This is a genomic window from Actinomycetospora lutea (assembly GCF_028737205.1).
Lineage (GTDB): Bacteria > Actinomycetota > Actinomycetes > Mycobacteriales > Pseudonocardiaceae > Actinomycetospora > Actinomycetospora lutea.
In genome coordinates this window covers 24,530-51,210 of the sequence record NZ_JAQZAL010000026.1, presented here as the reverse complement: position 1 = coordinate 51,210, position 26,681 = coordinate 24,530, and the positions used below count along the sequence as shown (strand labels likewise).

The following is a 26,681-nucleotide window of genomic DNA, read 5'->3' as shown; positions in this document are numbered from 1 at the left end:
TGACTCCTCAGGGGCCTCCTCAGGGCACCGGCGGCATGTGGCCGAAGCCGGTGACCGTCAGGAAGGTGATCGGGAGCTGCACCAGCTCCGACGGGCCGTGCGGACCCTCGCCGTCGAAGATCAGCGAGTCGCCCGCGTGCATCTCGTACTGCGCGTCGCCGTGCACGTAGCGCATGACCCCGTCGAGCATGAAGAGGAACTCGGTGCCCGGGTGCTGGAAGAGGGGGAAGACCTCGCTCGCCTCGGTGAGCGTGCACAGGAGCGGCTCGAGGCGCTTGTGCTGGCCGCGCAGCGCCCCGAGCATCCGGTAGACGTGCCCGACGTTGCTGCCCCGGCGTGAGATCTCCGCGCCGCGTCCGGCCGGCGTGAACACCGCCTCGCGATCGGAGTCGATGCCGCGGAACAGCGCGGTCACCGGGATCTCCAGAGCCGCGGCCAGGCGGGAGAGGACCGAGAGGCTGCACGAGGTCTGCGCGTTCTCGATCTTCGAGAGCATGGCCTTCGACATGCCGACCCGGCGCGCCAGCGACGTCATCGTCAGGCCCTTGGCGATCCGGTACTCCCGGGTGCGGGAGGCGATGACGTGCTCGAGCTCACCGAGACCCGGGGCGGTCGGTTCCTCCGGCACGGCGCCGGGCTCCGCCGCCCCGGGGTCGTCGGTCGCAGAGGTCACGAGCCCAGAGTAGTCCGCGCGCCCGCTGAGGAAACGCCGTTCACCATCCGATCGACCAGCTGAGCTGCCCGTTCGCGGGACTCGGGCTGCCGCCGGTCGGTCTCGGCGAGCAGGGCCGACCGATCCACACCGACCGACGTGAGGGCCCCGGCGTACTTGGCCGCCCACGCCCCGGCGCTCTCCGGCGTCGCCTCCGGGTGGAACTGGACGCCGAGATGCGGGCCCTGCCGGAACGCCTGCACGGCGACGTCGGTCGTCGCGAGCAGCTCGGCGTCGGGCGGGCAGTCGAACGCGTCGAGGTGCCACACGAGCCAGGGCCCGGGCCCGACCACGTCGGGGGCGACGCTGTCGACGTCGAGCCACCCGATCTCGGGGCGGTCGAGCGGGCGGACGCGGGCACCCAGGACGGTGGCGAGCAGCTGCGCGCCGAAGCAGACGCCGAGCACCGGGACCTCCGCGGCGACGGCGTCGGACAGGAACGCCCGCTCGTCGGCGAGGTAGGGGACCGCCGCGTCGAGCGTCGAGTCGTCGGAGCCGAGGGCCACCACGAGGGCGTAGCGGCGCGGGTCCGCGGGGCGATCGCCGTGGGAGAGGTGGGCGACCTCCACCGGCAGCCCGAGCTCCCGCACGCGATCGCCGAGGTGGCCCGGCCCGCAGTCGTCCTGGTGCTGCAGGAACAGCACCCGTCGGTCCTCGCTCATCGTTCCCGTTCCCCGTGCCGTCGTACGTCTCCTGTCAGGAGCCGCCGTCCACGCTAGGTCAACCCGGACGGGGGCGGCATCGTGGGCTCAGCCACCGATCTCGGTGGTCGGCCATGCCCTCGTGGACGCCGGTCGGGGACCCGACCCCGGCGTCCACGAGGCGTTCGTGTATGCAAGATGCGGGTTTCCTCGCCCCTCGCTGCATGTGCGGCGCGGGGATGTGCCCTCGGGTATACAAGAGCCCTTGTGCTGATGACCCGGATCACTGCACGCTGTCCTCCCAGGAGCCCGCGCGCGGCGGGACGGGAGAGGCGGGGACATGCGTCCGACCGAGCAGATGGCGCCCACGTCCGCACCGCCGAGGACCGGCCTCTCGCCGGGCCGCACCGCGTTCGTGTGCATGATCGGCACGCTGGTCGAGATCTACGACTTCATCCTGTACACCTTCGTCGCCGCGCTGGTGTTCGGGCCGCTGTTCTTCCCCGGCGCGCAGCCCTGGCTCGGGACGCTCGCCGCGCTGTCCAGCCACGCCGTCGCGTTCTTCGTGCGGCCGCTGGGCGCCTGGGTCTTCGGGCGTCTCGGCGACCGGTGGGGGCGTCGCGGCGCGCTGGTCCTCTCGCTCTCGCTCATGGGCGTCGCGTCCGCCGGCGTCGGCCTGCTGCCCACCTACGCCGCGATCGGCGTGGCCGCCCCGGTGCTCCTGGTGGTCCTGCGCCTCGTCCAGGGCCTCGCGGTCGGCGGTGAGTGGGGTGGCGCGGTCGCGGTGGCCGTCGAGCACGCGCCCCCGTCGCGCCGGGTGCTCTACGGCTCGCTCCCCCAGGTCGGCTCGGTGCTCGGTCTGGCGCTGGCGGCCGCGTCCCTGCTGGTCGTGGCGTCGGCGGTCGACGAGGAGACGTTCCTGTCCTGGGGCTGGCGGGTGCCGTTCCTCGCCGGGTTCGTGCTCGTCGCGCTCGGCATGGTCGTCCGGCTGCGGCTGGAGGAGACGCCGGACTTCAAGCAGACGCGCGACGAGGTCCCGGCCACCTTCGCCGCCACGATGCGCGAGGCCGGCCGGCCGATCCTCGCGGTGACCCTCTCCTGGCTCGCGATCATCGTCGTCGTCTACGCGCTGATGACCGGCCTGCTCGCCTACGCCAAGAGCTACGTCGAGGGCGTCGACGCGCACGACGTCCAGATCGGCCTGGTCCTGTGCGGCCTGCTGCTCGTGCCCTACACGATCGGCGCGGCGCTGCTGGCCAAGAAGGTGTCGCGCGAGCGGCTCGTCCTCGTCGCCGGGATCTTCACCGTCGTCTGGGCGTTCCCGGCGTTCGGGCTGGTCGCGACCGGCGAGCCGGCGCTGCTGTGGCTCGCCATGGCGATCGGCGTGATCCCCTACGGCCTCGGCAACGGCGCGCTCCCGTCGCTGATGAGCGACGTGTTCCCCGTGCGGCTGCGCTACACCGGCGTCGCGGTGTCCTTCGCCCTCGCCAACGTCATCGGCGGCGCGCTGCTGCCGCTGCCGGCGCTCGCGCTGGTCCAGACGTTCGGCGGCTCGTCGGTGCCCCTGGCGATCGCGCTCGTGCTCGGCGGCCTGGCCTCGGTGGCGGGCGTCGCGATGCTGCGCCGCCTGCCGCGCTACCCGGCCGGCTCGCCCGGTCCCGAGCTCTCGGCCTCGTCGGTGGCGTCGCCGTGACCGTCGATCCGCATCGCCGCCCGCGCCGCCAGGATGTGGGCCCGCATGAGGTGGCCCGCCCAGGGCGCGTTGCCCGCCCGCAGCGCCTCGACGAGCTCGTGGTGGTGGGCGGCGCTGCGCACGAAGTCCTCGGGGCGGAAGGCGCTGTAGCGCGCCGCGACCGCGGGCACGTCGAGCAGCCCGTGGACCATCGCCTCGAGGCGCGGCCGCCCGGTCGCCGCGGCGAGCGCCAGGTGGAACACGCGCGCGTTCTCGGCGAAGGCGACGAGGTCGACCGTCGACGCGGCGACCACCGCGTCCCCCTCGTCGCAGAGCTGCTCGAGCGTCGCCAGGTCGTCGGGCCCGATGCTGCCGGCGGCCAGCTCGGCGGCGTGCGACTCCAGCACGACGCGCAGGTCGAGGATCTCCTGCTGCATCTCGGGGCGCCAGCGGGCCACGCGGGCGGCCCGGCGCGGCGACACCTCGACCAGCGACTCCCCCGCCAGACGCCCCAGCGCCTCGCGCACCGGGGTGCGGCTGACCCCGAGCCGCTCCGCCGACTCGACCTCGGGCAGCGGCGTCCCCGGGGGGAGCACCCCCTCGAGGATCTCGCGCCGCAGCCGGCGATAGGCCGTGTCGGCGCGGTTCACCGCAGCTCCACGGCCCGGGACCTTATCGACACCGAGGCCATCGACCAGCAGACAGGAGCACGTGCATGACGGCGTACGCCGCCGACGACCGGGTCGCCGACCCGCAGACCGCCGAGCCCGCCGCCGGCGCCCTCGCCGGCGTCCGCGTCCTCGAGATGGGGCAGCTGCTCGCCGGCCCGTACTGCGCGCAGCTGATGGCCGACCACGGCGCGGACGTCGTCAAGATCGAGGACCCGCAGCGCGGCGACGTCATGCGCCAGTGGGGCCAGAAGGCGGACGACCGCTCGCTGTGGTGGCCGATCGTCGCCCGCAACAAGCGGTCGGTGACGTGCGACCTGCGCACTCCCGAGGGTCGCGAGATCGCGCGGAAGCTGGCCGGCGAGGCCGACATCGTCGTCGAGAACTTCCGCCCCGGGACCCTCGAGCGCTGGGGCCTCGACCACGCGACGCTCGCCACCGAGCACCCCGGGCTGATCATGGTGCGGATCAGCGGCTACGGGCAGACCGGCCCCTACGCCCACCGCGCCGGCTACGCGTCGATCGGCGAGGCGATGGGCGGGCTGCGCCACCTCGTCGGCGAGCCCGACCGGCCGCCGGGGCGCTGCGGGATCTCGCTCGGCGACACGCTGACCGCGATGTTCGGCGCACTCGGCGCGCTGGCCGCGCTCGAGCACCGCCGCCGCACCGGGCTGGGGCAGGTGGTCGACGCGTCGATCTACGAGTCGGTCCTGGCGGTCACCGAGTCCCTGATCCCGGAGTGGGTGCTCGCCGGCCACGAGCGCACCCGCACCGGGGCGACACTGCCCGGCGTCGCCCCGAGCAACGTCTACCCCACCGGCGACGGGGGCAGCGTGCTCGTGGCGGCGAACATGGACACGGTCTTCCGCCGCCTGGCCGGCGCCATGGGGCGCCCCGAGCTCGCCGACGACGAGCGCTTCGCCACCCACGGCGCGCGCGGGGCCCACGCCGAGGAGCTCGATGCGATCGTCGCCGCGTGGACCTCGACGCGGACCGCCGACGCCGTGCTCACCCACCTCGAGGAGCACGGCGTCCCGGCGGGGCCGATCTACCGCGCGCAGGAGATGCTCGCCGACCCGCACTTCCGGGCACGGGAGTCGATCCTGTCGATGGCCGACCCGCGCTTCGGCGAGTTCCCCATGCAGAACGTGTTCCCGCGGCTGTCGGGCTCGCCCGGCGAGGTGCGCTGGCTGGGCCCCGAGCTCGGCGAGCACACCGACGAGGTGCTCACCGAGCGCCTTGGCTACACCCCCGAGGCCGTGCGCGAGCTGCGCGCGGCGGACGTCATCTAGGAGTGGACACCGTGACCGACGAGTTCGACGCCGCCGGCTACTCCAGCCACGACATCGGCTTCGGGCGGCGCGCCGCGATGCTGGTCGTCGACTTCCAGCGCGCGCTGACCGAGGGCGAGTTCGCGCTGGGGCGCAGCCCGTCCGTGCGCGACGCGGTCGAGCGCAGCGGCCCGCTGCTCGACCGCGCCCGGGCGCTCGGGGTCCCGGTGCTGCACACCGCCGTCGCGTTCGACGGCCCCGCCGACCTGGGGCGCTGGAAGATGCCCGAGCTCGGGAAGATCACGCCGGGCTCGGCGGGCGCGGAGATCGACCCCAAGGTCTGGCACCCGACCGACGAGCTGGTGATCAAGAAGGCGCCGTCGGCGTTCTTCGGGACCCCGGTCGCGTCGATCCTGCGCTACTGGGACGTCGACACCGTCGTCGTCCTGGGCTGCATGACCTCGGGCTGCATCCGCGCCTCGATCGTCGACGCCTTCTCCCACGGGCTGCGCACGATCGTGGTCGGCGAGTGCTGCGGCGACCAGCAGCAGGAGGCGCACCGGGCGAACCTCGCCGACGTGGGCCGCCGCTACGCGGACGTCATCGGCGTCGACGAGGCCGTCGCGGGGCTCGAGGCGATCGCCGGTGCCTGAGATCGTCGTCGACGGGCGCCGTCTGTACTACGAGGTGCACGGGGCGGGCGAGGACCGTCCGCGGATGGTCGCCATGGGCGGCTGGGGCACCTACTGCCACGGCCGCCTCGGCGACCTCCCGCGCGCGGCGGTCGCCGACTTCGAGGTCGTCGTCCTCGACTACCGCGGGCTGGGCGAGAGCGAGGACCGCCCCGACGCCGAGGCCTCCACCGGCTCGTACGCCGACGACGTCGCCGCGCTGCTCGACCACCTCGGCGGACGGTCTGACACCGCGGTGCACGTGCTCGGCATGGTGGGGATGGGCGCCTGCATCGGCCAGGAGCTGGCGATCCGGCGCCCCGACCTCGTGCGCTCGCTGTTCATGACCGGGTCCTGGGCGTACGCCGACGCCGCCCTGTCCGACCAGCTCACGATGCTGCGCCGCGTGCACCAGGAGCTGGGGTTCGCGGCGTTCCAGATGCTGTGCGCGTCGCTGAGCTTCGCCCCGGCGTTCTACGACCGGCACCGCGACCGGCTGCTCGGTCCGGCCGGGGCGTGGGGCGATCTCGCCGGGCACGCCGACGCCCACGGCCGGCTCGTCGAGGCGTGCCTGGGCCACGACACGCGCGAGCGCCTCGGTGCGATCCAGGTCCCGGCGTTCGTGCTGCACGCCGGCCGCGACCCGATCACCACCGTCGACCACACCGGCCTGCTCGCCGAGCTCCTGTCCGACGCCCGGGAGGAGACGTGGTGGGACGCCTCGCACGTCATCGCCGGCAAGGAGCAGAAGATGCGCCTCGACGCGCTGCTGCGCGCGTTCTACGCGGAGGTGGGCGAGCTCGCGCCGGCGTCCTGACCGCCTGCCGTCCGGGCGGGAAGTACGTATCGGGCGGCGCCGGGTCGGGGGCGTCCCATGGCGGCATGGAGTCTAAGGGGAGTTCGTCGAACCGGGAGACGCTGGAGGCCGTCACGGCGGCGTTCAACGCCCACGACCTGGACGCGATCATGGAGTTCTTCGCCGAGGACTGCTCGCTCGACATGCCGCGGGGTCCCGATCCCTGGGGGCGGCGTCTCGTCGGCCGGGCGGCGGTGCGGGAGGGCCTGGCGAGCCGCTTCGCGGGGCTGCCCGACGTCCACTACGGCGACGACCGGCACTGGGTGAGCGGCGACCTCGGCGTCTCGGAGTGGCTGCTCACCGGCACCACCCCCGACGGGGACGAGGTGCGTGTCCGGGGGTGCGACCACTGGGAGTTCCGCGCGGGGAAGGTCGTCCGCAAGGACTCCTACTGGAAGATCGTCGACCCGGGGTAGGTCAGGCGTCCCCGATCACGCGGTGCGGCCGTCCGTGCAGCTGCCGCCGGACGTTGACCACGAGCTGCACGGTCGCGACGACGGCCAGCAGGGTCCAGATCGCCGCGGCCACGGAGACCACCGTGGCGGCGGCCGTCGGGACCACGCCCGCCGCGAGCAGCGCGAGGCCGCCGATCACCAGGCGCGCCGGGCGCTCGGGGAAGCTCACCAGCCCGACCCCGCCGACGCCCTCGGCGGCCGCCCCGCCGCGGATCGCCTCGTCGAGCACGGTGAGCACCGCGGCCGCGGCGCACAGCGGTCCGGGCGCGCCGAGGGCCCACAGCCCGGCGACCATGCTGAGGTCGCCGACGCGGTCGACGAGCTGGTCGACCACGCGGCCCCAGGCGGTCGCCGAGTCGGTCAGCTCCGCGACCGCCCCGTCGACGCCGTCGAGCACCGCGACGACCACGACGAGGACCGCGGCGAGCAGGGGCCAGCGCCCGCCGAGCGCGGCGACGGCCCCGACGGCGACCGCGCCGAGTCCGCCGACCAGCGTCACCCGGGTCGGCGGCACGCCGCGGCGGGCCAGCGGGGCGCCGAGGAAGTGCGCGATCCGCAGCCAGGCGCGGGCGGGTCGCGAGGAGCGGACGTCGTAACCGCCGTGGGCCCGCGACCAGCGGTCGACGTAGCCCTCGTGGTCGTCCGGGTCCACCCGCATCACCCCGGCCAGCACTCTAACCGTCAACGTCCGGACAGCCGGAGATCCGCGACCACCGGGTCGTGGTCGCTCGCCCCGGTGTCGCGCACGGTCCACGAGTCCTCGACGTCCCAGCGGCCCGGCTGACCGCCGACGAGGATCCAGTCGAGGCGCAGCCGCCCGCCGTGGAACCGGCGCGCCACGGCGGCGTCGACCCGGCCGAACCCGCGGAAGGTGTCCTCGTCGCGGACCGCCGTGTCCTCGAACCCGTGCTCGAGCAGCGTCCGGTGCGGCGGCGAGCCGGGCGGGCAGTTGAAGTCGCCGGTCAGCACGGTCGGGCGGGGGTCGCCGAGGCGCCGCAGGAGCAGGTGCGCGCTCTCCTCCCGCGCGCGGTCGCTCCAGTGGTCGAGGTGGACGTTGACGTGGCGGAAGGTCGCGTCGGTGCCGCGGACCGCGAAGCTCGCCCAGTTCAGGGCGCGGACGTTGCGGGTGCCCCAGGACGCCGACGACGCCTCCGGGGTCTCGCTGAGCCAGAACCCGCCGGTGTCGAGGAGCTCGAGCCGGTCGCGGGCCCAGAGGATGGCGTTGTACTCGTGGCGCCCGCCCAGGCCGGCCGCGGGGCCGAGGACCATGTCGTAGCCGGTGAGCTCCTCGCGGTAGGTCGCGAGCGCCGCCTGCTGGAGCTCCTGCACCCCGAGCACGTCCGGCGCCTGCTCGCGCACCGTCGCGACGTTGGCCGCGGCCCGCCGCGACCACCGGTTCCGCCCGTCGATGGGCGTGGAGAAGCCGCGGATGTTGAAGCTCATGGCCCGCAGGCGCGTCGTCTCCCCGATGGCCCCATTCAATAGGTCCGCTGCAGGCGCGCGCGCATCGGGCGCCCGTCGGGGTCGAGCACCATCCGGTAGGCGGGGCCGGTGATCCAGCGCCGCCGGAAGGTGATCTCCACCTGTTCGTGCACGGGCGTGTGGCGGCGCAGCCGGCCCGGCGGCCGCGGTCCCTGCGCCCCCGCGCCGTGCCAGGAGTCCAGCGCGGCCGCGCGCGACCGCACGAGCGCAGCGGCGTCGTCGGGGTCGAGGATGGGGTCGTCGTCGGCCAGCCCGAGGTGCTCGCGCATCAGCTCGAGGCGCAGCCGGCGGGCGAAGGTCCGGGCGCCGTCGCCGAGGCCGCCGGGGTCCGCGGGCGCCCGCCCGTCGCGCTCCTCGTCGAGGACCGCGCAGACCAGCTCGGAGTCGTGGGTCCAGGACCGTGTGTTGAAGTTGTTGCTGCCGACCGTGGCCCACACGTCGTCGATCACGCACACCTTGGCGTGCACGTACACCGGGCTCGCCTCGTCGTTCTCGACGTCGAGGATCTGCACGCGGTCGCCGCCGGCCTCGTGCACCATCGCCATGGCCTCGGCCTGCCCGATCATGGCCGGGTTCGGGCCGGCGTCGCGGTGCGGGCGCGGGACGACGGCGACGAGGTGCAGCCCGGGGGCGCGGCGCAGGGCGGCGGCGAAGACGCGGGCGACGTCCGCGGACCACAGGTACTGGTCCTCGACGTAGACCAGTCGCTGGGCCCGTCCCAGCGCCTTGATGAACGCGCGGGCGACGCTGCGCTCGCCCCACGGCGCGAACGGGGTCGGCGAAGTGCGGCGCGGGTAGGTGCGCAGGACCTGGATCGCGCACGAGCCGCTCGCCGGCGGGTCCGGGGTCGGCGCCGGGAGCAGGGACCCGTGCCGGGGCAGGCGGTGGACCAGGTCGGGCACCACGTGCCAGGGCAGCCGGACCAGCGGCGTCGGGTCCACCCAGCGCTCGAAGAACACCTCGTGGAGGTCCCGGACCACCGGCCCGCGCAGCTCGAGCTGGGCGTCGTGGCGGGGGTCGCGGTCGTAGGCGTCGGCGGCCGCGCTGGACTGCGGGTCGCCGCGGTGCGCGATGTCGTCGCGGGCGCCGAGCACGAGGTCGATGCCGCCGACGAAGGCGACGTCGTCGCGGGGGTCGGTGTCGTGGCGGACGACGACGAGCTTCTGGTGGTGGCTGCCGAGCGGGCGGATGCGCTGGTCGAGCAGCACCTCGGCGCCGACGGCGCGCAGGGCGGCGGCGAGGCGGCGGTTCTGCGTGACGTGGTAGCCGAACGCCGACAGGTGGGAGCGCCACAGCAGCCCGCACACGCGGGCCCCGCAGCGCGCCGCGTCCACGAGCGCGTCGGCGACGGTCGTGCCGTCCTCGGTGAGCCGCTGGTCGCCGTCGCCGCGCCAACCGAGGAAGAGCACCTGGTCCCCGGGTCCCGTGCGGGCGAGGCGCTCGGCGAGGACCCGGTAGTAGGCGGTGCCGTGCACGCGCAGGCGCACGTCGTTGCCCTCGGTCCACGGGCGCAGACGCGTGGCGGGGTTGCCGCGCTGGGCCTCGGTGAGGAACCAGTCGTCGATCCGCGGCTCCCGCGCGTCCCGCCCGAGGCCCAGGACCTCGCGCAGGCCGGGCAGCATCTCCTCGCCGTTCGGGGCCTCGACGACCGGCGGGCCGTCGCCGTCGGTGCACGTGGACGCGTCCGCGACCCCGAGCAGGCGGCGCATGGCGATCGCGGCGACCCGCCCCGGGTGGGCGTCCGCGAAGCCGGTGAAGAGCGCCGGGTCGTGGCCGGCGTCGTCGCCGACGAGCACGAAGGACATGTCGGGGCGCTGCTCGGCGAGACGGTCGAGCGTGGCGCGCTTGCGGTCGAGGCCGGCACCGAACAGCCACCCCGAGAACAACGACCGTCCGGCCATCAGCAGCGTGCCGCGCGGGTACTGGTCGTGGCGCAGGGCCGCGCGCAGGGGACGGACCAGCTTGTCGGGCAGGGCGGTCAGGAAGTACACCTCGGCGGGCGGGTCGTCCTCGGCGAGCACCGCGAGCACGCGCTGCATGCCGAGCAGGGAGCGCCGGTCGCGCGGTCCGTGCGCCACGAGTGCCCTCAGCCGGCCCCACTGCCGGCGGATCGGCGCGATGCGCATGACCCCGTCGACATCGTAGACGACCCCGAGCTCCCGCGATCCCCCGGTCGTCACGCTTCGCATCGTGGCGGCTGGGCCGAACGGGGACAAGCGCCGGCGGTGTCGGACCCCGGCGCCATCATCGGCGCATGACCAGCTGGCGCGATGTCGAGAGCGCGGTGCCGGAGTTCGCAGCACGGGTCCGCGCGCTGTTCGACGCCCACCGCCACAAGACGCTCGCGACGCTGCGCGCCGACGGCTCGCCGCGGATCTCCGGCATCGAGACCGCGTTCGACGACGGCGAGCTGACCTTCGGCTCGATGCCCGCGGCCCGCAAGGGGGCCGACCTGCGCCGCGACCCGCGCTTCGCCCTGCACAGCGCCACCGTCGACCCCGTCGACGGCCAGGAGGCGCAGTGGCCCGGCGAGGCCAAGATCGCGGGGCGCGCGGTCGTGTCGGGCGAGGTCACCGAGGGGACGGGCGGCGACCTGTTCCGCGCCGACGTCACCGAGGTCGTGCACACCCACCTGGATCCGCGGGCCACGCTCCTCGTCGTCGAGTGGTGGACGCCGACGCGAGGCCTGCGGACGGTCGAGCGGGAGTAGCGGTCAGGCGGCCGCGGTCTCGCGGCGCCGGCCGAGGAGGGCGACGAGGAACAGGATCGTCCCGACGACGACGAAGCCCGCGCCGAGCAGCCAGATCTCGACCGACTGCTGGGTGAGCAGCACGATGCTGGCCACGATGGCGAGCACCGGCACGACGGCGGGCACCCGGAAGTGGTCGTGCGGCACCCGGTCCTTCTTGAGCACCAGGCACGAGACGTTCGTGGAGATGAGCACGAACAGCAGCAGGAGCACGGTGGTGTCGGCGAGCGTGCTGATGGTGCCGACGAACAGCAGCGCACCGTTGGCGATCGCCACCAGAGCGATCAGGGAGAACACCCAGCCGGGGATCGGCAGCCCCGACGCGGTGATCACCTCGAGCAGCGGACCGGTGGACTGCGCCATCACGTTCGGGTCGACCACGATCGCGGACCCGAGCGCGATCAGCAGGTAGACGAGACCGGCGGTGCCGACCGCCCCGAAGAGCGCCCGCGGGTAGGCCCTGCTGGGCTGCTTGACCTCCTCGGCCATGTTCGCCGCGGCCTCGAAGCCCAGGAACGAGAAGAACGCGACGACCGACGCGGCGAAGGCGCCCGTGAGCAGGGGCTGGTCCGGCGACGGCGTGAGGATGCGCGACGCGTCGCCGCCCCCGCTGCCGAGGACGTCGGCGGGCAGGGCGACCAGCGTCGTGAAGTAGTCGCCGGAGAAGGCGTTGGCCAGCAGCGCGGCGGTGACGATCCCCGACGAGAGCATGAAGAAGCCGACGATGAAGGTGAGGAACGGTGTCCTGTAGGCGCGCTCGGCGTAGCGCGCGGCGCCGCCGGCGTGCGGGTACTTGCTGATCATCTCCGCGTACGTGCCCGCGGTCAGCAGCGCCACCACGAGCGCGATCACCAGCGGGAGCCACAGCACGCCGCCGACGTCCTCGGCCATCGTGCCGACGAGGGTGTAGATCCCCGCGCCGAGCGTGTCGCCCACGATGAAGAAGAACAGCAGGACAGCGCCGACGTTGCGCGCGAGCTTGGTGTCCGGCGCCGTCTGCTCGCCCGCTCCGGTCTCGGCCATCGCCACATCGTCCGTGACGCGCCGCAGTTACGCGCCTCCAGACCGTGACGAGCTCACGCGCTGATCACGGCGGCTCCCCCGTCGCGCTGGCGACGAAGCAGTACCGGTTGAGGCTGAACAGGTAGTCGGTGCCGCGGGAGCGCAGGTCCGCGGCCCAGCGCGCCACGTCCTGCTCGGTGAGGCCCTGCCGGCCGGTGACGAAGGCGCCGATGGTGTCGATCGTCCCGGCGCTGTAGGTGTCCTCGGCGTACACCGGGTTGAACACCGGGATCAGCCGGCGGTCGGTGACCCGGAACCCGGCGCGCTCCAGCAGGCCGGGCAGGACGCGGGGCAGGCGCGGGTCGACCAGGTGCTCCTCCCACGCCGCCATGACGCGCCGGTGCAGCTCGCGGTCGGCGGCGTGCCAGACCACCGAGTCCCAGTCGGTGTCGAGGACGACGACGCGCCCGCCCGGCCGCAGCACCCGCCGCGCCTCGACGAGCGCCCCCGCGACGTCGACGACGTACTCGTAGACCTGGGTCGACACCACCGCGTCGAAGGACCCGGCCGCGTAGGGCAGGGCCTCCGCGCCGCCCTCGTCGATGCCGACCCAGGCGACGTCGGCGCAGCGCGCGAGTGCCACCGCGTTCATCGCCGGGCTCGGGTCCAGGCCCCGCGCGGAACCCGCCGGACCCACCGCCTCGGCGATCGCGCGCAGCAGGAACCCGGGTCCGGACCCGACGTCGAGGACCTCCTCGCCGGCGAGCGGGGCCAGCAACTCGAGCACCTGCTCGCGCTGCCCGATCACGTCGGGCGTGGCGTACACGCGCTCGATCCGCCGGGCGCCCTCGTCCCCGAACTGCAGCAGGGTCATCGACAGCCTCGCTCTCCCGGGGAAGGGGCAACCATAGGGACGCCGACCCCTCCCCGGGGCCACCGTTCGGACGCAGATCAGCGACGGGGCTCCGCGCGGAGAGACGTCCGCGGCGATCACGGGCGCGTCGGTCGGACGTCCGCGCGGTGTCGGGAGTACGATGGTCGAGACGGCACGCCGTCCGCTGCTCGTTCTCGGGCAGTGGCACAGCGAGCCCGACCGATGGCGCCGGATCCGACGCGCCGTCCGGGAACACGCGGCGTCGCCGCGGACCCGCGGTCCGGCTCGCGCCGCAGGGGGCCACCCCGGCTCTCCGCGGGTCCATCACGCACGACGTCTGCACGTCGTGCCGGAGGAGGCACATGGCTCGTCGAGGCCAGCCCCAGTCCCGGGGCCGCCGCGGCAACCCCGGTCGCCCGCAGAACGGCCGTCGGCGCGAGGACGTCGTCTCGGTGCTCACACGCGCGGTCGACGAGATCGGCGCCGCCCTCAAGAAGGGCCGGGCGACGGCAGCGACCCGCACCAAGTTCCAGGCGGTCGCGCTGCTGCTGCGCGACGAACGCGCCCGCATCCGGGCGAACGAGGACCTCAGCGACGCCCGTCGCACCGAGCGGCTCAAGAAGCTCGACGACGTCGCGACGTCGCTGGCCCGCACGGCCGTCCGCGACCAGGCGCTCCTGGCCCTGCTCGGCGAGGACGCCGTCGTCTCCGACGAGGCCCGCTCGCTCGAGCGCGACATGATGCGCCGCGCGGGCATCACGCCGCCGCGCGAGGAGGCCCCGCCCGCCGAGGAGGAGGAGCCGGCCCCGGCGCCCGCCAAGCAGGGCGTGGTGCCGCAGTCGGTCGTGTCCCGGCAGATGGCCAACCCGTTCCTGGCCCCCGACTTCTCGGCCGCGCGCCCGACCGCGGCCCGCCCGACCCGCCTCGACGGCTGGGAGCTGCTCGACCCGCTGCTGCGCTCGTTCGAGCGCGCCGGCGACGGCGCGGCCTGCATGGCCCTGCCGACGTCCGGCTCCCGCAAGGCGGCCGGCGGCAAGGAGCTCATGCCGCACCAGGCGGGGGTCGTCGCGGCCGCCGCGGAGGGCCACCGCACCTTCCTGCTCGCCGACGAGCCCGGGCTGGGCAAGACCGCGCAGGCGCTGCTCGCGGCCGAGGCGGCGAAGGCATATCCCCTGCTCGTCGTCGCCCCCAACGTCGTCAAGACGAACTGGGTGCGCGAGGCCGGCCTGTGGTCGACGCGGCGCAAGGCCACCGCGATCCAGGGCGACGGCGAGAACGTCGACGGCTTCGCCGACATCGTCGTCGTCAACTACGAGGTCCTCGACCGGCACGTCGGGTGGCTGCGCGACTTCGGCTTCCGCGGGATGGTCGTCGACGAGGCGCACTTCATCAAGAACAAGACCTCGCAGCGATCGCAGCACGTGCTGGCGCTCTCGGAGAAGATCCGGTCGTTCAGCGCGGACCCGCTGCTCATGGCGCTCACCGGCACGCCGCTGATCAACGACATCGAGGACTTCCTCGCCATCTGGGAGTTCCTCGGCTGGATCGACGTGAAGAAGCCGGTCGGAGCCCTCATGGACGCCCTGACCGAGACGGGCCTGACCCCTGCCGACCGGGGCTTCTACCCCGCCGCCCGCCGGGCCGTCGTCGACCGTGGAGTCGTCCGCCGCCGGAAGATCGACGTGGCCGCCGACATCCCGGCCCGCCGCATCGCCGACCTCCCCGTCGAGCTCGACGGCCCGACGGGGCGCTCGATCCGCGCGGCCGAGCGGGACCTCGCCCAGCGGATGGTGCAGCGCTACACCGACGCGCTCGCCGCCCGCGACTCCGGCCCCGTCGAGGGGATCGACCACGACCTCGTGGCCCGCGTCGCCACCTGGGAGCAGAAGGACGCGGCCGGCGCGTCGAACGGCGACAACGTCTTCAGCATGATGCGCCGCATCGGGCAGGCGAAGGCGACGCTCGCCGCCGACTACGCCGCCCAGCTCGCCCGCAGCTCGGGCAAGGTCGTGTTCTTCGCCAAGCACGTCGACGTCATGGACGCCGCCGAGGATCTGTTCGCCAAGCAGGGCGTGCGGTACTCCTCGATCCGCGGCGACCAGACCCCCACCGTCCGGCAGCGCAACATCGACGCCTTCGTCGAGGACCCGGACGTCGCGGTCGCCGTGTGCTCGCTGACCGCGGCCGGGGTGGGCATCAACCTCCAGGTGGCCTCGGACATCGTGCTCGCCGAGCTGCCCTGGACCGCCGCGGAGCAGACCCAGGCCATCGACCGCTGCCACCGCATCGGCCAGACCCAGCCGGTCACGGCCTGGCGCATCCTCGCCGCGCAGACCATCGACGCCCGGATCGCCGACCTGCTCGGCGAGAAGGCCAACCTCGCCGCCGTCGCCCTCGACGGGTCCGACGAGGAGCTCGGGACCTCGACCGACGCACAGCACGCGGCGCTCGTCGCCCTGCTCACGGAGGCCCTGACCACGACCGCCTGAACAGGCCCGGTGCGTCCGTCCGGCCGTTGACGGTGCTTCCGCCCGAGCGCGACAGTGCTGGTGGACCACCTCCAGACCACGGGCGGGAGCGTCGGCATGCTGACCACGGACCTCTGCCGGACCCTGGGAGTCGAGCTCCCGATCTGGAATGCGGGGATGGGCGGTGGTCTGGCCGGTCCGGCCCTGGCCGCGGCGGTGTCGAACGCCGGCGGGCTCGGCGTGCTGGGCATGGGCGGGCTGCCCGAGCCGGTGGTGCGCGAGCAGCTCCGCGAGGCGCGCACGCTCACCGACCGGCCCCTCGGCGCCAACCTCATCCTGCCGCTGCTCCCCGACGACGCCCCGGTCGAGTGCTGCCTCGAGGAGGGCGTCTCGGTGCTCGTCCTGTTCTGGGGCGACCCGGGCCCCTACGTCGAGCGCGCCCACGCGGCCGGTTCCTGGCTGGTCGCCCACGTGGGGTCCGCCGACGAGGCCCGCGCCGCCGCCGACGCCGGCGTGGACGCGGTGATGATCCAGGGCGTCGAGGCGGGCGGTCACGTGCGCGGCGTCGAGGGGCTGGCGACCGTCCTGCCCGCCACCGTCGACGCCGTCGCGCCGCTGCCGGTCGTGGCCTCGGGCGGCATCGGCGACGGCCGCGGGGTGGCCGCCGCGTTGGCCCTCGGGGCGCAGGCGGTGTCGCTCGGGACGAGGTTCCTGTGCAGCGACGAGTCCCGCGCGGCGTACAAGGACCGGGTGGTCGCCGCCACCGGGGCCGACACCATCCACACCAAGCTGTTCGACGTCGAGTGGCCCGACGCGGCGCACCGGGTGCTGCGCAACCGGATCGTCGAGGAGTGGCTCGAGGCCGGGTCGCCGGCGAGCGGCCAGCGGGCCGGCGAGGGCGAAGTCACCGGCAAGATGCCCGTCGGCGGGCAGACCGTCGACCTGCCGCGCTACAGCATCTTCATGCCGATGGACGGCTTCGAGGGCGACCTGGACGCCTCGGTGCTCTACGCCGGGGAGTCCTGCTCGCTGGTGTCGGACGTCCGGCCCGCCGCCGAGATCGTGAGGACCCTCGCCGCCGACGCCGACGCCGCGCGCTCGGGCTGACTCCCCGGCCGCCGGGATGCGGTGGGCACCGTTCTCCGACCGCTCGCCACGGCGGCGGAGGTTCCTCCTCGCGGTGACCGCGGTCGTGCTCGTGACGGCGACGCTCGTGACGGGCGTCGTCGTGCGCGAGTGGGGCGTGCCCGCCGCCGCGGACCCGCTCGACAAGGGTCCGGTCGTCCTGGTCCCCGGCCACGGCGGGGCCCGCGACGTCCTGAACGGCCTGGCCTTCCGGCTGCGCATCGTGGGCCGGCCGAGTGTCGTCATGACGCTCCCGGAGCACGGGACCGGCGACCTGCGCGCCCAGGCGGCCGCGATCGACCGCACGGTCCGCGACCTGCTGCGCCACGGCGCCACCACCGTCGACCTCATCGGCTTCTCCTCGGGCGGCGTCGCCGTGTGGCAGTACCTGGCGACCGGGCGGACCGCGCCGGCGGTGCGCCGCGTCGTCACCCTCGGCTCCCCGCTGCGGGGCACACAGGTCGCCGCCGCGGCCACGGTCCTGGCCCCCGAGACGTGCGAGCAGGCCTGCCGCCAGCTCGCCCCGGGGAGCGCGCTGCTCACCGACCTCGCCACGCGGCCGCGGCCGGCCGTCCCGTGGCTCTCGGTGTGGACCGACGCCGACGAGGTCGTCGTGCCGCCCGACTCCGCGGCGCTGCCCGGCGTCGCGGCGGTCCGCCTGCAGGCGATCTGCCCGGCGGCGCGGACGCCGCACGCCTCGCTGCCCGGCTCGCGGCTGGTGGTGGGCCTCGTCCTGCGGGCCCTCGGGACCCGCCCGCTCCCCCGCCCGACCGAGGCGGACTGCGTGACGCTCCACTCCGAGGGCGTCGGCTGGCCGGTCCTGGTCGGGACCGAGTGACGAGTCGGTCAGCCGAAGAAGACCGCCGCCTCGGCGTAGAGGGCGGGGTCGACGAGCTTGAGCTGCTCGGTCGCCTCGCGCAGCGGCACCATCGTGATCTCGCTGCCGCGCAGCGCGGTCATCTGGCCCCACTGCCCGCTCGCGACGGCGTCGATCGCGTGCAGGCCGAAGCGGGTGGCGAGCCAGCGGTCGCGCGCGCTGGGCGTCCCCCCGCGCTGCACGTGGCCGAGCACGGTGGTGCGGGCCTCCTTGCCGGTGCGCGACTCGATCTCGTGGGCCAGCCAGTCGCCGATGCCGCCGAGGCGGACGTGGCCGAACTCGTCCTTCCCGCCCGAGGCCAGCACGGCCTCGCCGCCCTGGGGCATCGCACCCTCGGACACGACGATGATCGGCGCGTAGTCCAACCGGAAGCGGCTCTCCACCCAGGCGCAGACCTGCCCGAGGTCGAACCGGACCTCGGGGATGAGGATGGCGTTCGCTCCGCCGGCCATGCCCGAGTGCAGCGCGATCCAGCCTGCGTGGCGGCCCATGACCTCGACGATCAGCGCGCGGTGGTGGGACTCGGCGGTGGTGTGGAGACGGTCGATCGCCTCGGTCGCGATGTTCACCGCGGTGTCGAAGCCGAAGGTGTAGTCGGTGCCGGAGAGGTCGTTGTCGATCGTCTTCGGCACCCCGACGACCTTGACGCCCTTCTCGTAGAGCTCGCTCGCGACCCCCAGGGTGTCCTCCCCGCCGATGGCCACCAGCGCGTCGACGCCGAGGGACTGGAGGTTGCGCCGGATGCGCTCGACGCCGTCCTCGATGGCGAACGGGTTGGTCCGCGACGAGCCGAGGATCGTGCCGCCGCGCGGGAGCAGCCCGCGCACGGCCGGGATGTCCAGCGACCGGGTCTCGGCCTCCAGCGGACCGCGCCAGCCGTCTCGGAAGCCGAGGAACTCGTACCCGTACTCGGGGACACCACGCCGGACGATGGCCCGGATGACCGCATTGAGACCGGGGCAGTCGCCGCCACCGGTCAGCACACCCACGCGCATCCGCCCGTGCTCCCGTCATCGATCCAGAAGGTCCGCGGCGCCATCATGACGCAGGTCACCGTGCGCCGTGTTCGCCGGGGCAGGTGCGACGGGCGGGCTGGTCGCGTGGTGGTGGTGGTGGCGGCGGGGCTGCCCGGGCCGGTCCTCGAGATCCTCTCCGGCCGGGGCCGACGTCGCCTACGCCGCCAGCGTGACGGCCGGGCCCGCGAGCCCGGCCAGGTGCTCGTCGAACACGACCACGCCCCGCTTGAGCCGGCCCTCCCGCATGTCGGCGAAGGCACGGTCGATCTGGTCGAGTTCGTACGCCTTGGTGATCATGCGGTCGAGCGGCAGGGTCCCCGCCGTGTACTGCCGCAGGATCGACGGGATGTCGATGCTGGGCCGGGACGACCCGTAGAGGCTGCCGGTGATGATCTTCTCGTCGCGCACGAGCTCCGGGCCGGGCAGCGAGGGCCGGGCGGCGACGTCCGGCATACCCACGCACACGATGGTGCCGCCCGGGATGGTCGCGCCGAACGCCTGGCCGAGGATGCCCTCTCCCCCGGCGGCGTCGATCGCGTAGTCGACGCCGCCGCCGCTGAGGTCGCGGAGGCGCTCGACGAGGTCGTCGGAGGGGACGAGCCCGTCGGTCGCCCCGAACGCCACCGCCTCCTCGAGCTTCGCCGCGACCGGGTCGACGACGATGATCTGTCCGGCCCCGCTGACGCGGGCCGCCATCACCGCGCTCAGCCCGACGCCGCCGGCGCCGAACACCACGATCGAGCTGCCGGGGGTGACCCGGGCCTTGTTCACGACGGCGCCGTAGCCGGTGAGGATGCCGCAGCCCACCAGGCTCGCGACGGCCAGCGGGACGTGGCGGCCGATGGGCACGGCGCTGGAACCGGGCACCACGGTGTGGGTGGCGAAGGTCGACAGGAACGAGTAGTGGCTCACCGGCTCGGTGCCACGGTGCAGGCGGACGGTGCCGTCGAGCAGCGTCCCGGCGAGCAGGGCGGGGGCCGCCGCGCTGCACAGGACCGGCCGTCCCGAGACGCAGTGGCGGCACACCCCGCAGCTGGGCATCCACGAGAGCGCGACGTGGTCGCCGACGGCCACGTGGGTGACGTTCGCCCCGATCCGCTCCACGACACCGGCGCCCTCGTGGCCGAGCACGCACGGTGCGGGCGACGGGATGCGCCCGGTGTGGGTGTGCGCGTCGGAGGCGCAGATGCCGGTGGCCGCGAGCCGCACGAGCACCTCGTCGGGCCGCGGATCCGACAGTTCCAGCGTGACCGTCTCCAACGGTTCGTCGGGGCAGGTCATGACCGAGGCGATGATTTCCATCCGCCCTGACTCCGTTCCGGCGATCGCGGCCGGGTCGAATCGCCGCCCCGTCCGGAAAGGACCGGCGAAGGGCGAGAGGACAATTCTCCACGGAGACGGGAATGCGACCGTTCCTCCGACGGCACCGATTCTGCACGACGCTGGTCGTCGACGGCAGTGACAGCTGCTCCAGTCCTGGTTCAGCATCACTTCATGCCGATCGACCCGCACCGCCTCCTCGTCCTGCGCGCGGTGCACCGCACCGGCAGCGTGCACGCGGCGGCGACCGCCCTGCACCTGACGGCGTCGGGGGTGTCCCAGCACCTGGTGCGGCTCGAGGCCGAGGCGAAACTGACCCTGCTCGACCGCACGCAGCGCGGTGGCGGGCGGACCGTCCGGCTCACCGAGGCCGGTCTGGCGCTCGCCCAGCGTGCCGACGACGTCGCGGTCGCCCTGGCCGAGGCCCAGCGCGAGGCCGAGCGCCTGCGGGAGGGCACGTCCGGCACGGTGCGCATCGGCGGCTTCGCCACCGCGCTGCACCACCTCGTCGTCCCGACCCTCCAGCAGCTCGCGATCACCGACGCGGCACTCAGCGTGCAGGTGATCGAGGTGAACGAGACCCAGGGCGTCAACCTGCTCCGCGCGGGCGAGCTCGACCTGCTCATCGGTGAGCGCTACGTCGACCGGACCAGCCCGGCGACGCCGTACCCCGGTCTCGTCGAGGACGAGCTGTTCCGCGAACAGTTCCGTATCGCCGTGCCCGGGGTGTGGGCGACCCCGGGCAGCATCGAGGAACTCCTCGCCGGCACCTGGGTCACGTCACCGAACGACCGACCGACGCGCCAGATGCTCGACCGGCTCTGTCGCGAGTACGCGATCCGACCCGGTCACCAGCACATCTGCACGGAATCGCAGACGATGCTGGCACTCGTGGCCGCGGGACTGGGGGCGGCCATCGTCCCCGACCTCACCCTGTCGCACGGGCACACCGCGGGCGTGAGCATCTTCGCGACCGCCGTCGACGTCGGATCCCGCATCCTGACGGTGACCGGTTCCCGGCGCGAGAGCGGCACCTCGGCACCCCAACGGTTCCTGGCCACCCTGCGGGAGGTGACCGGGAGGGTGACGTCCGCCGGGATCGCGGGGTGACGCGGTCACTAGGGCACGAGGGCCGTCGCCTCGATCTCGACGAGCATGTCGGGGAAGGCGAGGCGGGCGACGCCGAGCAAGGTGCTGGCCGGCTGGATCCCGGCCTTGCCGAGGCGTTCGACGACCAGGTCCCACGCGCCCAGGAGCGCGTCCGCGTCCGTGGTGAAGTAGTTCAGCCGCACGACCTGGGACATGTCGGCGCCCGCCTTCTCGAGCACGGCCTCGAGGTTGTCGAACGCCTGGGCCACCTGCGCGCGCATGTCGCCGACGTGCAGGGTGTCGCCCTCGGGGCCCGACGAGGCCTGGCCCGAGCAGAAGACCCACCGCGAGGGGGGTGCGGCGGCCACCGCCTGGGCGAAGCCGAACTGGTCCTGCCAGGTCCACGGGCTGATCGACTGGTGCGGCGTGCTCATGGCTCCCCCCTCGGGCTCGGTCGGGGGGCCAGCCTGGGCGCTCCGAGGACAGCGAGGGGTCGCGGCGCGACAACGATTCCCTCAGGCGGCCCACGGGTGCAGCGCGCTGCGGTGGAACACCAGCGGGCCGTGCTCGTCGTCGACGAGGACCTCGTTCACCCGGCACACGGCGATGAGGTGGTCACCGGCGACGACGTCGTCCACGACGCTCACGGCGAGGGCCAGCGGGGCGCCGGTGACGAAGAGCGCGGCCCCGTCCCGGCGCTCGGTGGCGACGTCGCGGAAGCGGTGCTCGGCGGGGCCGGCCAGCGCGCGGGCCACGCCCTCGTGGTGCGCCCCGAGGACGCTGATCCCGAGCTGCGGGGCCCGCCGGAGGGCGGGCCAGGTCGTCGACGCGGTCCGCACGCAGATGCTGACCAGCGGCGGGTCGAGCGACACCGGGACGAAGGTGCTCACCGCGAGCCCGACGGGGGCGCCGTCCACCTCGGCGCACACGGCGACCACGCCGGTCGGGAAGCGACCGTAGACCTGGCGCAGGTCGTCGGCGGCCAGCGGCACCCGGACCCGCGCCGGGCCGGTCACGCGCGCCCTCCGTCGTACTCGACGTGGGCCCGCACGGCGGCGTCGTCCGCGGTGAGCCAGCCCTTCGACCGCGCGTAGTCGATCATCTTCGCCCAGCGCTCGTCCCAGTCCGGCGCGTCGGCGCCGGCCCGGGCGCGGGTGCGCAGGGTCTCGACGTCGAGCAGGGCGTCGTCGGTCTGGAGGTGACCCGTCCCCGTCCCGCGCAGGGCGGCGTCGACGGCGTCGGCGGGCAGCGCCGTCGCCACGTGGAGGCTGGTGCAGTCGTCGGGTTCGGCCACGCGGGCCGCGTCCGCGGACAGCTGGACGATCACGTCTCGGTTCCTTCCGGGTCAGCTCCGCGGTCGCTGGTCGACGACGCGGCGGGCCTTGAACGTGGTCTCGGGCAGGGTCCCGGGCTCGAGCAGCGTCACGGGCACGCGGATGTGGACGCTGCGCCGCAGGGCGTCCTCGATCCGGCCGACGAGCTCCTCGCGGTCGACCGCCTCGCTCGCCGCACGGGGCGTGAGCTCGGCCTCGACGGTCATCTCGTCGAGCGCGCCCGCCTTGGTCACCAGGATGCGGAACTCGGGACCGAGCTCCGGGACGGTGCGCAGGCCGGTCTCGACGGCGCTGGGGAAGACGTTGGCGCCGCGGATGACGAGCATGTCGTCGAGGCGGCCGAGGATCCCCTCGGGCAGGCGCGGGTAGGTGCGCCCGCACGGACACGGGTCGGTGGCCAGGTACGTCTCGTCCCCGGGCGCGAACCGGATCATGGGCTGCGACGCGCGCCAGAGGTGGGTGTAGACGACCGCGCCGCGCTCGCCGACGGGGACGGCGGTGTTGAGGTCGTCGACGGCGACAACCTCGGTGAACACCTCGTCGGTGATCAGGTGGGTGCCGGTCCCGGCCTCGCAGCCCACGCTGGTCTGGAACGGGTACATCTCCGAGGTGGAGCCGGCGTCGCTGGCGATCGCGCCCCAGCCCTCCTCGATGATCTTCCGGGTGCCCGGCAGGCTGCCCCCGGGCTCGCCCCCGACCAGGATGCGCCGCACGCTGCTCGCGGCCAGGTCGATGCCGAGGCGCTCGGCGACCGAGAGCAGGTGGATGCAGTAGGACGGCGTGGCGCTGAAGACCGTCGAGCCCAGCGCGGTGATCAGCTCGAGGTGCCGCTCGGAGTCGGTGACCCCGAGCGGGAAGACCGTGGCGCCGATCCGCTCGGCGCCCTGCACGACGCCCCAGCCGCCGAAGAACAGCCCGAACGGGAAGCCGACCTGCACGAGGTCGTCGGGCCGGATGCCCGCGCACCACTGCGCCATGGCGTGCACGTCGGCGGCCCGCTGCCAGTCGCCGTGGGAGACCGCGTACATCGTCGGCGTCCCCGAGGTGCCCGACGAGCCGTGGATCCGCGCGATCTGGCCCGGCGCGAACTCGGGGGTGTAGCTGCCGAACGGCGGGTGCTCGCGCTGGTCGGCGATGAGCATCTTCTTGGTGATCACCGGGACCTTCGCCGTGAAGTCCTCGAGCGAGCGCACCTGGTCGGGGTGGAAGTCGTGGGCGTCGTAGAGGCGCCGGTAGAACGGGAGCTCGGTGTAGACGTAGTGCAGCTGGTGCTGCATGCGCTCGAGGACGATGCGGTCGCGCTCGGCGGGGTTGCGGGTCTCGCGCTCGGCGTCCCAGAAGCGCGGGAACCCGCGGTCGTCGACGGCGACCGCCTGCGGCCGTGCCTCGGTGGTCACGGCGCCGGCCGCGCGACGATGCCCTGCGCCTCGGCGACGTCCCAGTAGGAGTGCAGACCGCGCACGTGCTGGCCGCCGTCGACGGGGATGAAGTGGCCGGTGATCCGCCCGGCCGCCGGGGACATCAGGAAGAGCGCGACGTCGGCGATGTCGGAGGGCTCCTGGTGCCGCGGCGGACCGACCATCGTGCGGTCGAGGAACTCCTGGCCGATCCGACCGACGGTGAAGCCGGCGCCCAGTGGCGTGTTGACGGTGCCGGGCCCGATCGCGTTGACCCGGATGCCGTGGCGCCCGAGCTCCCCGGCGCACACCTTGGTGAAGTTCATGACGCCGGCCTTGGCGGCGCAGTAGTGCCCCAGGCCGTCGGTCGCGGCGATCGCGTTGAGCGACGAGATGTTGACGACCGAGCCGCCCCGACCGGCGGCCAGTGCCCGGCGGGCGAACGCCCTGGTGCACAGGAACGTGCCCTTGAGGCAGGTGTCGACGATGAGGTCCCAGTCGTCCTCGCTCGTGTCGATCACCAGCGACAGCGACGCGGTACCGGCGTTGTTGACGAGGTGCTCGACCGTGCCGAAGCGGCTCTCGGCGAGGTCGAACGCGGCCTCGACGTCCGCCGCGACGGTCACCGAGCCCTCCGACCAGGCGAGACGATCGCCGCCCGCGAGCTCCTCACCGGCCGACTTGATGTTGGCCGGCTCGATCTCGAGCCCGACCACGTTCGCACCGCCCTCGAGCAGCGCCCTCGCGATGCCCTTGCCGATGCCGCTGCCGGCGCCCGTGACCAGGGCGGTCCGACCGGACAGGTCCACGCTGACTCCTTCGGGTCGTCACGACGGCGCGCGGGACCGGCGCCGGGGGGAGGCGCCGGCCCCACGCTCACGCCGGCTGTCAGCCGGCGCTGCCCTTGGTGTTCCACCCGCCGTCGACGGGGAGGATCTCGCCGGTGCAGAAGGCGGCGTCGTCGGAGAACAGGAAGGCCGCGGCCGCCGCGATGTCCTCGGGCCTGCCGAGACGCGGGATGATGTGCGCGGCCTCGAAGTTCTTCTTCATGCTGTCGGTGATCCCCGCGAGGATCGGGGTGTCGATCGTGCCCGGGCAGATGCAGTTGATGCGGATGCCCCGGGGCCCGTACTCCATCGCCGCCTGCTGGGTCAGGCTCACGACGCCGCCCTTGGCCGCGGAGTAGGCCGCGAGGTTCTCCAGCCCCTTGAGCGCGGCCATCGAGCCGATGTTGACGATGCTCCCGCCGCCGTGCTCGAGCATCCGCGGGATGGCGGCCTGCATGCCCAGCCAGACCCCGCGCAGGTCCGTGCCCACGACGTGGTCCCAGCCGATGTCGTCGAGGTCGACGACGTTGTCGGGGCCGAAGGTGTTGGTGACCCCGGCGATGTTGCCCAGCATGTCGAGCCGGCCGTGCCCGCCGATCGCCTCGTCCATGAGGCGCTTCCAGTCGTCGCGCTGGCGGGTGTCCATGACGATGTGGGACGCCTGCCCGCCGTCGGCGACGATCTGCTTGGCGGTGGAGTCGTCGTCCTGCAGGTCACCGATGATCACCGTGGCGCCCTCGGCGGCACAGCGCAGGGCCACCGCACGCCCGATCCCCTGCACGCCGCCGGTGATGACGGCGACGCGGCCCTCGAGGCGCGTGATCCCGGGCGCCATCAGGCGATCCCCAGCGCGACGTTGGCCATCCTCTGGCGGCGGGCCATGCGCTGGTTCGCCTGGAAGTTCGGCATGACGTAGCGGGCGAACATCTCCAGCGAGCGGTTCCACTTGTCGGTGGTGACCCAGTCGCGGCAGTTGATCAGCAGGGTGCCGAAGCCGCCGGTCTCCTCCTCCAGCTCCTGGATCTGGCGGGTGCACTCCTCCGGGCTGCCGACGATCCAGGGGATGTTCTCGACCATCCAGTCGAGCGTCAGGTCCGCGTCGGTCATCCCGTCGCCGATCTTCATCAGGGCGCCGAGCCCGAGACCGAACAGGTAGTCGTAGGAGAGCTTGACGCCCTCACGGATGTCGCGGAGCGCCTGGTCCTTGTTGTCGGTCACGTAGACCTCGCGCACGACGCGCCAGTTCTCGCGGGTCACGGACTCGGCGATGCCCGCGCGGTTGCCGGCCTCCAGCATCGCGGCGCCCATCGCCTTGAGGTCCGGGGCGTCCATGTACGTGCCGTTGTCGGTCGGGGCGAAGTGCACCGACAGCGGCTTCCAGCCCTTCTCGCCGCACTTCGCGTAGTTGTGCGTGCCGGTCAGGCCGGCGATCGCGAACGGCGGCACGTCCTGGTACGGACCGACCTGCAGCTGGCGGTCCTCGTACTTCCAGTACACGCCCTCGTAGCTGACCGGGTCCTCGGAGGTCAGCAGCTGCCAGATGATCTCCAGGGCCTCGTTGGTGCGCGGCGCCGCCTCGGAGGGCTCCAGGCCGAACAGCGCCTTGTCGGTCGGCAGCCCCCCGCCACCGAAGCCGTACTCGAGCCGCCCGTGCGTGAGGTGGTCGAGGAACGCCAGGCGCTCGGCGACCATGAAGGGGTCCTGGTACGGGAGGTTCACCACGCCCGTACCGAGCCGGATCGTGTGCGTCAGCGCCGAGGCCTTGGCGATCATGAACTCCGGCACCGGCACGTTCTCGTACCCGCCGGTGTGGTGCTCACCGATCCAGTACTCCGAGAACCCGAGTCGCTCCGCCTCGACGATCGCGGCGAGGTCGCGGTCGTAGGACAACGTCCAGTTCTCGATCGGCGGGTGCTCCGGCATCGTGAAAAAGCCGAACTTCATCGATCGTCCTCCTGGTCGACTCGAGCGCGCTCTGCAGGGCGGGGGGCGGGTTGGCAAACGAAGGTTTGCCATCGGCGATGAAGCACACTGTGGTCTGCCTCACCAGCAGTGTCAAGACTCGGACCGACAGGCCGTCGTTAACCTCCTGACGCCGCACGAAACCTGCCGTCGTGGGAGTTGTTAGCCGACTCATCGTTTGCTTACATGGTCGGCAGTCGAGACGCAGGAGTT

27 protein-coding genes are annotated in these 26,681 nt (G+C 73.7%); 10 read left to right on the top strand and 17 right to left on the bottom strand.

Features of this window, described 5'->3' with window-relative positions; all coding sequences use genetic code 11:
* Window positions 1-19 precede the first annotated feature (19 nt).
* Window positions 20-673 carry a helix-turn-helix domain-containing protein gene (locus PHK61_RS24505; protein ID WP_274283645.1) on the bottom strand — a complete coding sequence of 218 codons (654 nt, stop codon included), beginning with the start codon at window positions 671-673 and terminating at the stop codon, window positions 20-22.
* Window positions 670-1,374 (bottom strand): type 1 glutamine amidotransferase, encoded by a 705-nt coding sequence (locus tag PHK61_RS24500; RefSeq protein WP_274283644.1) that lies wholly within the window; start codon window positions 1,372-1,374, stop codon window positions 670-672. The genes PHK61_RS24505 and PHK61_RS24500 overlap by 4 nt, the downstream gene beginning before the upstream one ends.
* Window positions 1,375-1,693: 319 nt before the next feature.
* On the opposite strand from PHK61_RS24500, the gene PHK61_RS24495 reads away from it, so the two are divergent.
* The gene (locus tag PHK61_RS24495; RefSeq protein ID WP_274283643.1) at window positions 1,694-3,046 is read left to right on the top strand and encodes an MFS transporter; all 1,353 of its coding nucleotides are present in this window, start codon (window positions 1,694-1,696) and stop codon (window positions 3,044-3,046) included.
* On the opposite strand, the gene PHK61_RS24490 is transcribed toward PHK61_RS24495, so the two are convergent.
* Window positions 2,989-3,675, bottom strand: a complete 687-nt coding sequence (locus PHK61_RS24490; protein WP_274283642.1) for a GntR family transcriptional regulator — start codon at window positions 3,673-3,675, stop codon at window positions 2,989-2,991. The genes PHK61_RS24495 and PHK61_RS24490 overlap by 58 nt on opposite strands.
* Window positions 3,676-3,740: 65 nt before the next feature.
* Here PHK61_RS24490 and PHK61_RS24485 point away from each other — a divergent pair, with 65 nt between their 5' ends.
* The 4 genes from PHK61_RS24485 to PHK61_RS24470 all read left to right on the top strand — a co-directional run bounded on the left by PHK61_RS24485 (window position 3,741) and on the right by PHK61_RS24470 (window position 6,907).
* The gene (locus PHK61_RS24485) at window positions 3,741-4,985 is read left to right on the top strand and encodes a CaiB/BaiF CoA transferase family protein (RefSeq protein ID WP_274283641.1); all 1,245 of its coding nucleotides are present in this window, start codon (window positions 3,741-3,743) and stop codon (window positions 4,983-4,985) included.
* 11 nt (window positions 4,986-4,996) lie between these two features.
* Window positions 4,997-5,617, top strand: a complete 621-nt coding sequence (locus PHK61_RS24480; protein ID WP_274283640.1) for an isochorismatase family protein — start codon at window positions 4,997-4,999, stop codon at window positions 5,615-5,617.
* Window positions 5,610-6,452: an alpha/beta fold hydrolase gene (locus PHK61_RS24475; RefSeq protein WP_274283639.1), complete on the top strand. Its 843-nt coding sequence runs from the start codon at window positions 5,610-5,612 to the stop codon at window positions 6,450-6,452. The genes PHK61_RS24480 and PHK61_RS24475 overlap by 8 nt, the downstream gene beginning before the upstream one ends.
* Window positions 6,453-6,517: 65 nt before the next feature.
* Window positions 6,518-6,907: a nuclear transport factor 2 family protein gene (locus PHK61_RS24470; protein WP_274283638.1), complete on the top strand. Its 390-nt coding sequence runs from the start codon at window positions 6,518-6,520 to the stop codon at window positions 6,905-6,907.
* A gap of 1 nt (window position 6,908) precedes the next feature.
* On the opposite strand, the gene PHK61_RS24465 is transcribed toward PHK61_RS24470, so the two are convergent.
* From PHK61_RS24465 to PHK61_RS24455, 3 genes are read right to left on the bottom strand one after another with little or no spacing between them, the layout of a single operon-like run.
* The gene (locus tag PHK61_RS24465) at window positions 6,909-7,598 is read right to left on the bottom strand and encodes a CDP-alcohol phosphatidyltransferase family protein (protein ID WP_274283637.1); all 690 of its coding nucleotides are present in this window, start codon (window positions 7,596-7,598) and stop codon (window positions 6,909-6,911) included.
* A 29-nt stretch (window positions 7,599-7,627) separates the two neighbouring features.
* On the bottom strand, window positions 7,628-8,389 hold the full coding sequence (locus tag PHK61_RS24460) for an endonuclease/exonuclease/phosphatase family protein (RefSeq protein ID WP_274283636.1): 762 nt from the start codon (window positions 8,387-8,389) through the stop codon (window positions 7,628-7,630).
* 35 nt (window positions 8,390-8,424) lie between these two features.
* Complete coding sequence (locus PHK61_RS24455) at window positions 8,425-10,608, bottom strand: phosphatase domain-containing protein (RefSeq protein WP_274283635.1); 2,184 nt, start codon at window positions 10,606-10,608, stop codon at window positions 8,425-8,427.
* A 74-nt stretch (window positions 10,609-10,682) separates the two neighbouring features.
* Here PHK61_RS24455 and PHK61_RS24450 point away from each other — a divergent pair, with 74 nt between their 5' ends.
* Window positions 10,683-11,138: a pyridoxamine 5'-phosphate oxidase family protein gene (locus PHK61_RS24450; protein WP_274283634.1), complete on the top strand. Its 456-nt coding sequence runs from the start codon at window positions 10,683-10,685 to the stop codon at window positions 11,136-11,138.
* A gap of 3 nt (window positions 11,139-11,141) precedes the next feature.
* Here the strand turns inward: PHK61_RS24450 and PHK61_RS24445 are convergent, their stop codons facing one another.
* Window positions 11,142-12,200, bottom strand: a complete 1,059-nt coding sequence (locus PHK61_RS24445; RefSeq protein WP_274283633.1) for an APC family permease — start codon at window positions 12,198-12,200, stop codon at window positions 11,142-11,144.
* A gap of 64 nt (window positions 12,201-12,264) precedes the next feature.
* Entirely contained in the window at window positions 12,265-13,053 is a 789-nt protein-coding gene (locus tag PHK61_RS24440) for a methyltransferase domain-containing protein (protein ID WP_274283632.1), read from the bottom strand.
* A 362-nt stretch (window positions 13,054-13,415) separates the two neighbouring features.
* On the opposite strand from PHK61_RS24440, the gene PHK61_RS24435 reads away from it, so the two are divergent.
* The 3 genes from PHK61_RS24435 (at window position 13,416) to PHK61_RS24425 (ending at window position 17,484) form a co-directional block, all read left to right on the top strand.
* Entirely contained in the window at window positions 13,416-15,542 is a 2,127-nt protein-coding gene (locus PHK61_RS24435) for a DEAD/DEAH box helicase (RefSeq protein ID WP_274283631.1), read from the top strand.
* Window positions 15,543-15,638: 96 nt separating this feature from the next.
* Window positions 15,639-16,628, top strand: coding sequence for an NAD(P)H-dependent flavin oxidoreductase (locus PHK61_RS24430; protein ID WP_274283630.1), 990 nt, complete (start codon window positions 15,639-15,641; stop codon window positions 16,626-16,628).
* A gap of 73 nt (window positions 16,629-16,701) precedes the next feature.
* Window positions 16,702-17,484: an esterase/lipase family protein gene (locus PHK61_RS24425; RefSeq protein WP_274283629.1), complete on the top strand. Its 783-nt coding sequence runs from the start codon at window positions 16,702-16,704 to the stop codon at window positions 17,482-17,484.
* A gap of 8 nt (window positions 17,485-17,492) precedes the next feature.
* On the opposite strand, the gene PHK61_RS24420 is transcribed toward PHK61_RS24425, so the two are convergent.
* Complete coding sequence (locus tag PHK61_RS24420) at window positions 17,493-18,518, bottom strand: 6-phosphofructokinase (RefSeq protein ID WP_274283628.1); 1,026 nt, start codon at window positions 18,516-18,518, stop codon at window positions 17,493-17,495.
* A 177-nt stretch (window positions 18,519-18,695) separates the two neighbouring features.
* On the bottom strand, window positions 18,696-19,841 hold the full coding sequence (locus PHK61_RS24415; protein ID WP_274283627.1) for a Zn-dependent alcohol dehydrogenase: 1,146 nt from the start codon (window positions 19,839-19,841) through the stop codon (window positions 18,696-18,698).
* Window positions 19,842-20,033: 192 nt separating this feature from the next.
* On the opposite strand from PHK61_RS24415, the gene PHK61_RS24410 reads away from it, so the two are divergent.
* Window positions 20,034-20,969, top strand: a complete 936-nt coding sequence (locus PHK61_RS24410; RefSeq protein WP_274283626.1) for a LysR family transcriptional regulator — start codon at window positions 20,034-20,036, stop codon at window positions 20,967-20,969.
* 8 nt (window positions 20,970-20,977) lie between these two features.
* On the opposite strand, the gene PHK61_RS24405 is transcribed toward PHK61_RS24410, so the two are convergent.
* The 7 genes from PHK61_RS24405 to PHK61_RS24375 form a co-directional block, all read right to left on the bottom strand.
* Entirely contained in the window at window positions 20,978-21,382 is a 405-nt protein-coding gene (locus PHK61_RS24405; RefSeq protein ID WP_274283625.1) for a RidA family protein, read from the bottom strand.
* Window positions 21,383-21,463: 81 nt separating this feature from the next.
* Window positions 21,464-21,964 carry a flavin reductase family protein gene (locus PHK61_RS24400; protein ID WP_274283624.1) on the bottom strand — a complete coding sequence of 167 codons (501 nt, stop codon included), beginning with the start codon at window positions 21,962-21,964 and terminating at the stop codon, window positions 21,464-21,466.
* Window positions 21,961-22,275 (bottom strand): hypothetical protein, encoded by a 315-nt coding sequence (locus PHK61_RS24395; RefSeq protein ID WP_274283623.1) that lies wholly within the window; start codon window positions 22,273-22,275, stop codon window positions 21,961-21,963. The genes PHK61_RS24400 and PHK61_RS24395 overlap by 4 nt, the downstream gene beginning before the upstream one ends.
* Window positions 22,276-22,293: 18 nt before the next feature.
* Window positions 22,294-23,679, bottom strand: a complete 1,386-nt coding sequence (locus tag PHK61_RS24390) for a phenylacetate--CoA ligase family protein (protein ID WP_274283622.1) — start codon at window positions 23,677-23,679, stop codon at window positions 22,294-22,296.
* On the bottom strand, window positions 23,676-24,488 hold the full coding sequence (locus PHK61_RS24385) for an SDR family NAD(P)-dependent oxidoreductase (protein WP_274283621.1): 813 nt from the start codon (window positions 24,486-24,488) through the stop codon (window positions 23,676-23,678). Before PHK61_RS24385 ends, PHK61_RS24390 begins: the two co-directional genes overlap by 4 nt.
* Before the next feature lie 79 nt (window positions 24,489-24,567).
* Window positions 24,568-25,341 carry an SDR family NAD(P)-dependent oxidoreductase gene (locus tag PHK61_RS24380; RefSeq protein ID WP_274283620.1) on the bottom strand — a complete coding sequence of 258 codons (774 nt, stop codon included), beginning with the start codon at window positions 25,339-25,341 and terminating at the stop codon, window positions 24,568-24,570.
* Window positions 25,341-26,450 (bottom strand): LLM class flavin-dependent oxidoreductase, encoded by a 1,110-nt coding sequence (locus PHK61_RS24375; protein ID WP_274283619.1) that lies wholly within the window; start codon window positions 26,448-26,450, stop codon window positions 25,341-25,343. Before PHK61_RS24375 ends, PHK61_RS24380 begins: the two co-directional genes overlap by 1 nt.
* Window positions 26,451-26,681 lie beyond the last annotated feature (231 nt).

Coding starts and splice junctions, on each gene's coding strand:
- PHK61_RS24410 (WP_274283626.1), top strand. CDS start 20,034: ATGCCGATCGACCCGCACCGCCTCCTCGTCCTGCGCGCGGTGCACCGC.
- PHK61_RS24470 (WP_274283638.1), top strand. CDS start 6,518: ATGGAGTCTAAGGGGAGTTCGTCGAACCGGGAGACGCTGGAGGCCGTC.
- PHK61_RS24375 (WP_274283619.1), bottom strand. CDS start 26,450: ATGAAGTTCGGCTTTTTCACGATGCCGGAGCACCCGCCGATCGAGAAC.
- PHK61_RS24460 (WP_274283636.1), bottom strand. CDS start 8,389: ATGAGCTTCAACATCCGCGGCTTCTCCACGCCCATCGACGGGCGGAAC.
- PHK61_RS24445 (WP_274283633.1), bottom strand. CDS start 12,200: ATGGCCGAGACCGGAGCGGGCGAGCAGACGGCGCCGGACACCAAGCTC.
- PHK61_RS24380 (WP_274283620.1), bottom strand. CDS start 25,341: ATGGCGCCCGGGATCACGCGCCTCGAGGGCCGCGTCGCCGTCATCACC.
- PHK61_RS24415 (WP_274283627.1), bottom strand. CDS start 19,841: ATGGAAATCATCGCCTCGGTCATGACCTGCCCCGACGAACCGTTGGAG.
- PHK61_RS24430 (WP_274283630.1), top strand. CDS start 15,639: ATGCTGACCACGGACCTCTGCCGGACCCTGGGAGTCGAGCTCCCGATC.
- PHK61_RS24450 (WP_274283634.1), top strand. CDS start 10,683: ATGACCAGCTGGCGCGATGTCGAGAGCGCGGTGCCGGAGTTCGCAGCA.
- PHK61_RS24485 (WP_274283641.1), top strand. CDS start 3,741: ATGACGGCGTACGCCGCCGACGACCGGGTCGCCGACCCGCAGACCGCC.
- PHK61_RS24440 (WP_274283632.1), bottom strand. CDS start 13,053: ATGACCCTGCTGCAGTTCGGGGACGAGGGCGCCCGGCGGATCGAGCGC.
- PHK61_RS24420 (WP_274283628.1), bottom strand. CDS start 18,518: ATGCGCGTGGGTGTGCTGACCGGTGGCGGCGACTGCCCCGGTCTCAAT.
- PHK61_RS24500 (WP_274283644.1), bottom strand. CDS start 1,374: ATGAGCGAGGACCGACGGGTGCTGTTCCTGCAGCACCAGGACGACTGC.
- PHK61_RS24495 (WP_274283643.1), top strand. CDS start 1,694: ATGCGTCCGACCGAGCAGATGGCGCCCACGTCCGCACCGCCGAGGACC.
- PHK61_RS24405 (WP_274283625.1), bottom strand. CDS start 21,382: ATGAGCACGCCGCACCAGTCGATCAGCCCGTGGACCTGGCAGGACCAG.
- PHK61_RS24435 (WP_274283631.1), top strand. CDS start 13,416: ATGGCTCGTCGAGGCCAGCCCCAGTCCCGGGGCCGCCGCGGCAACCCC.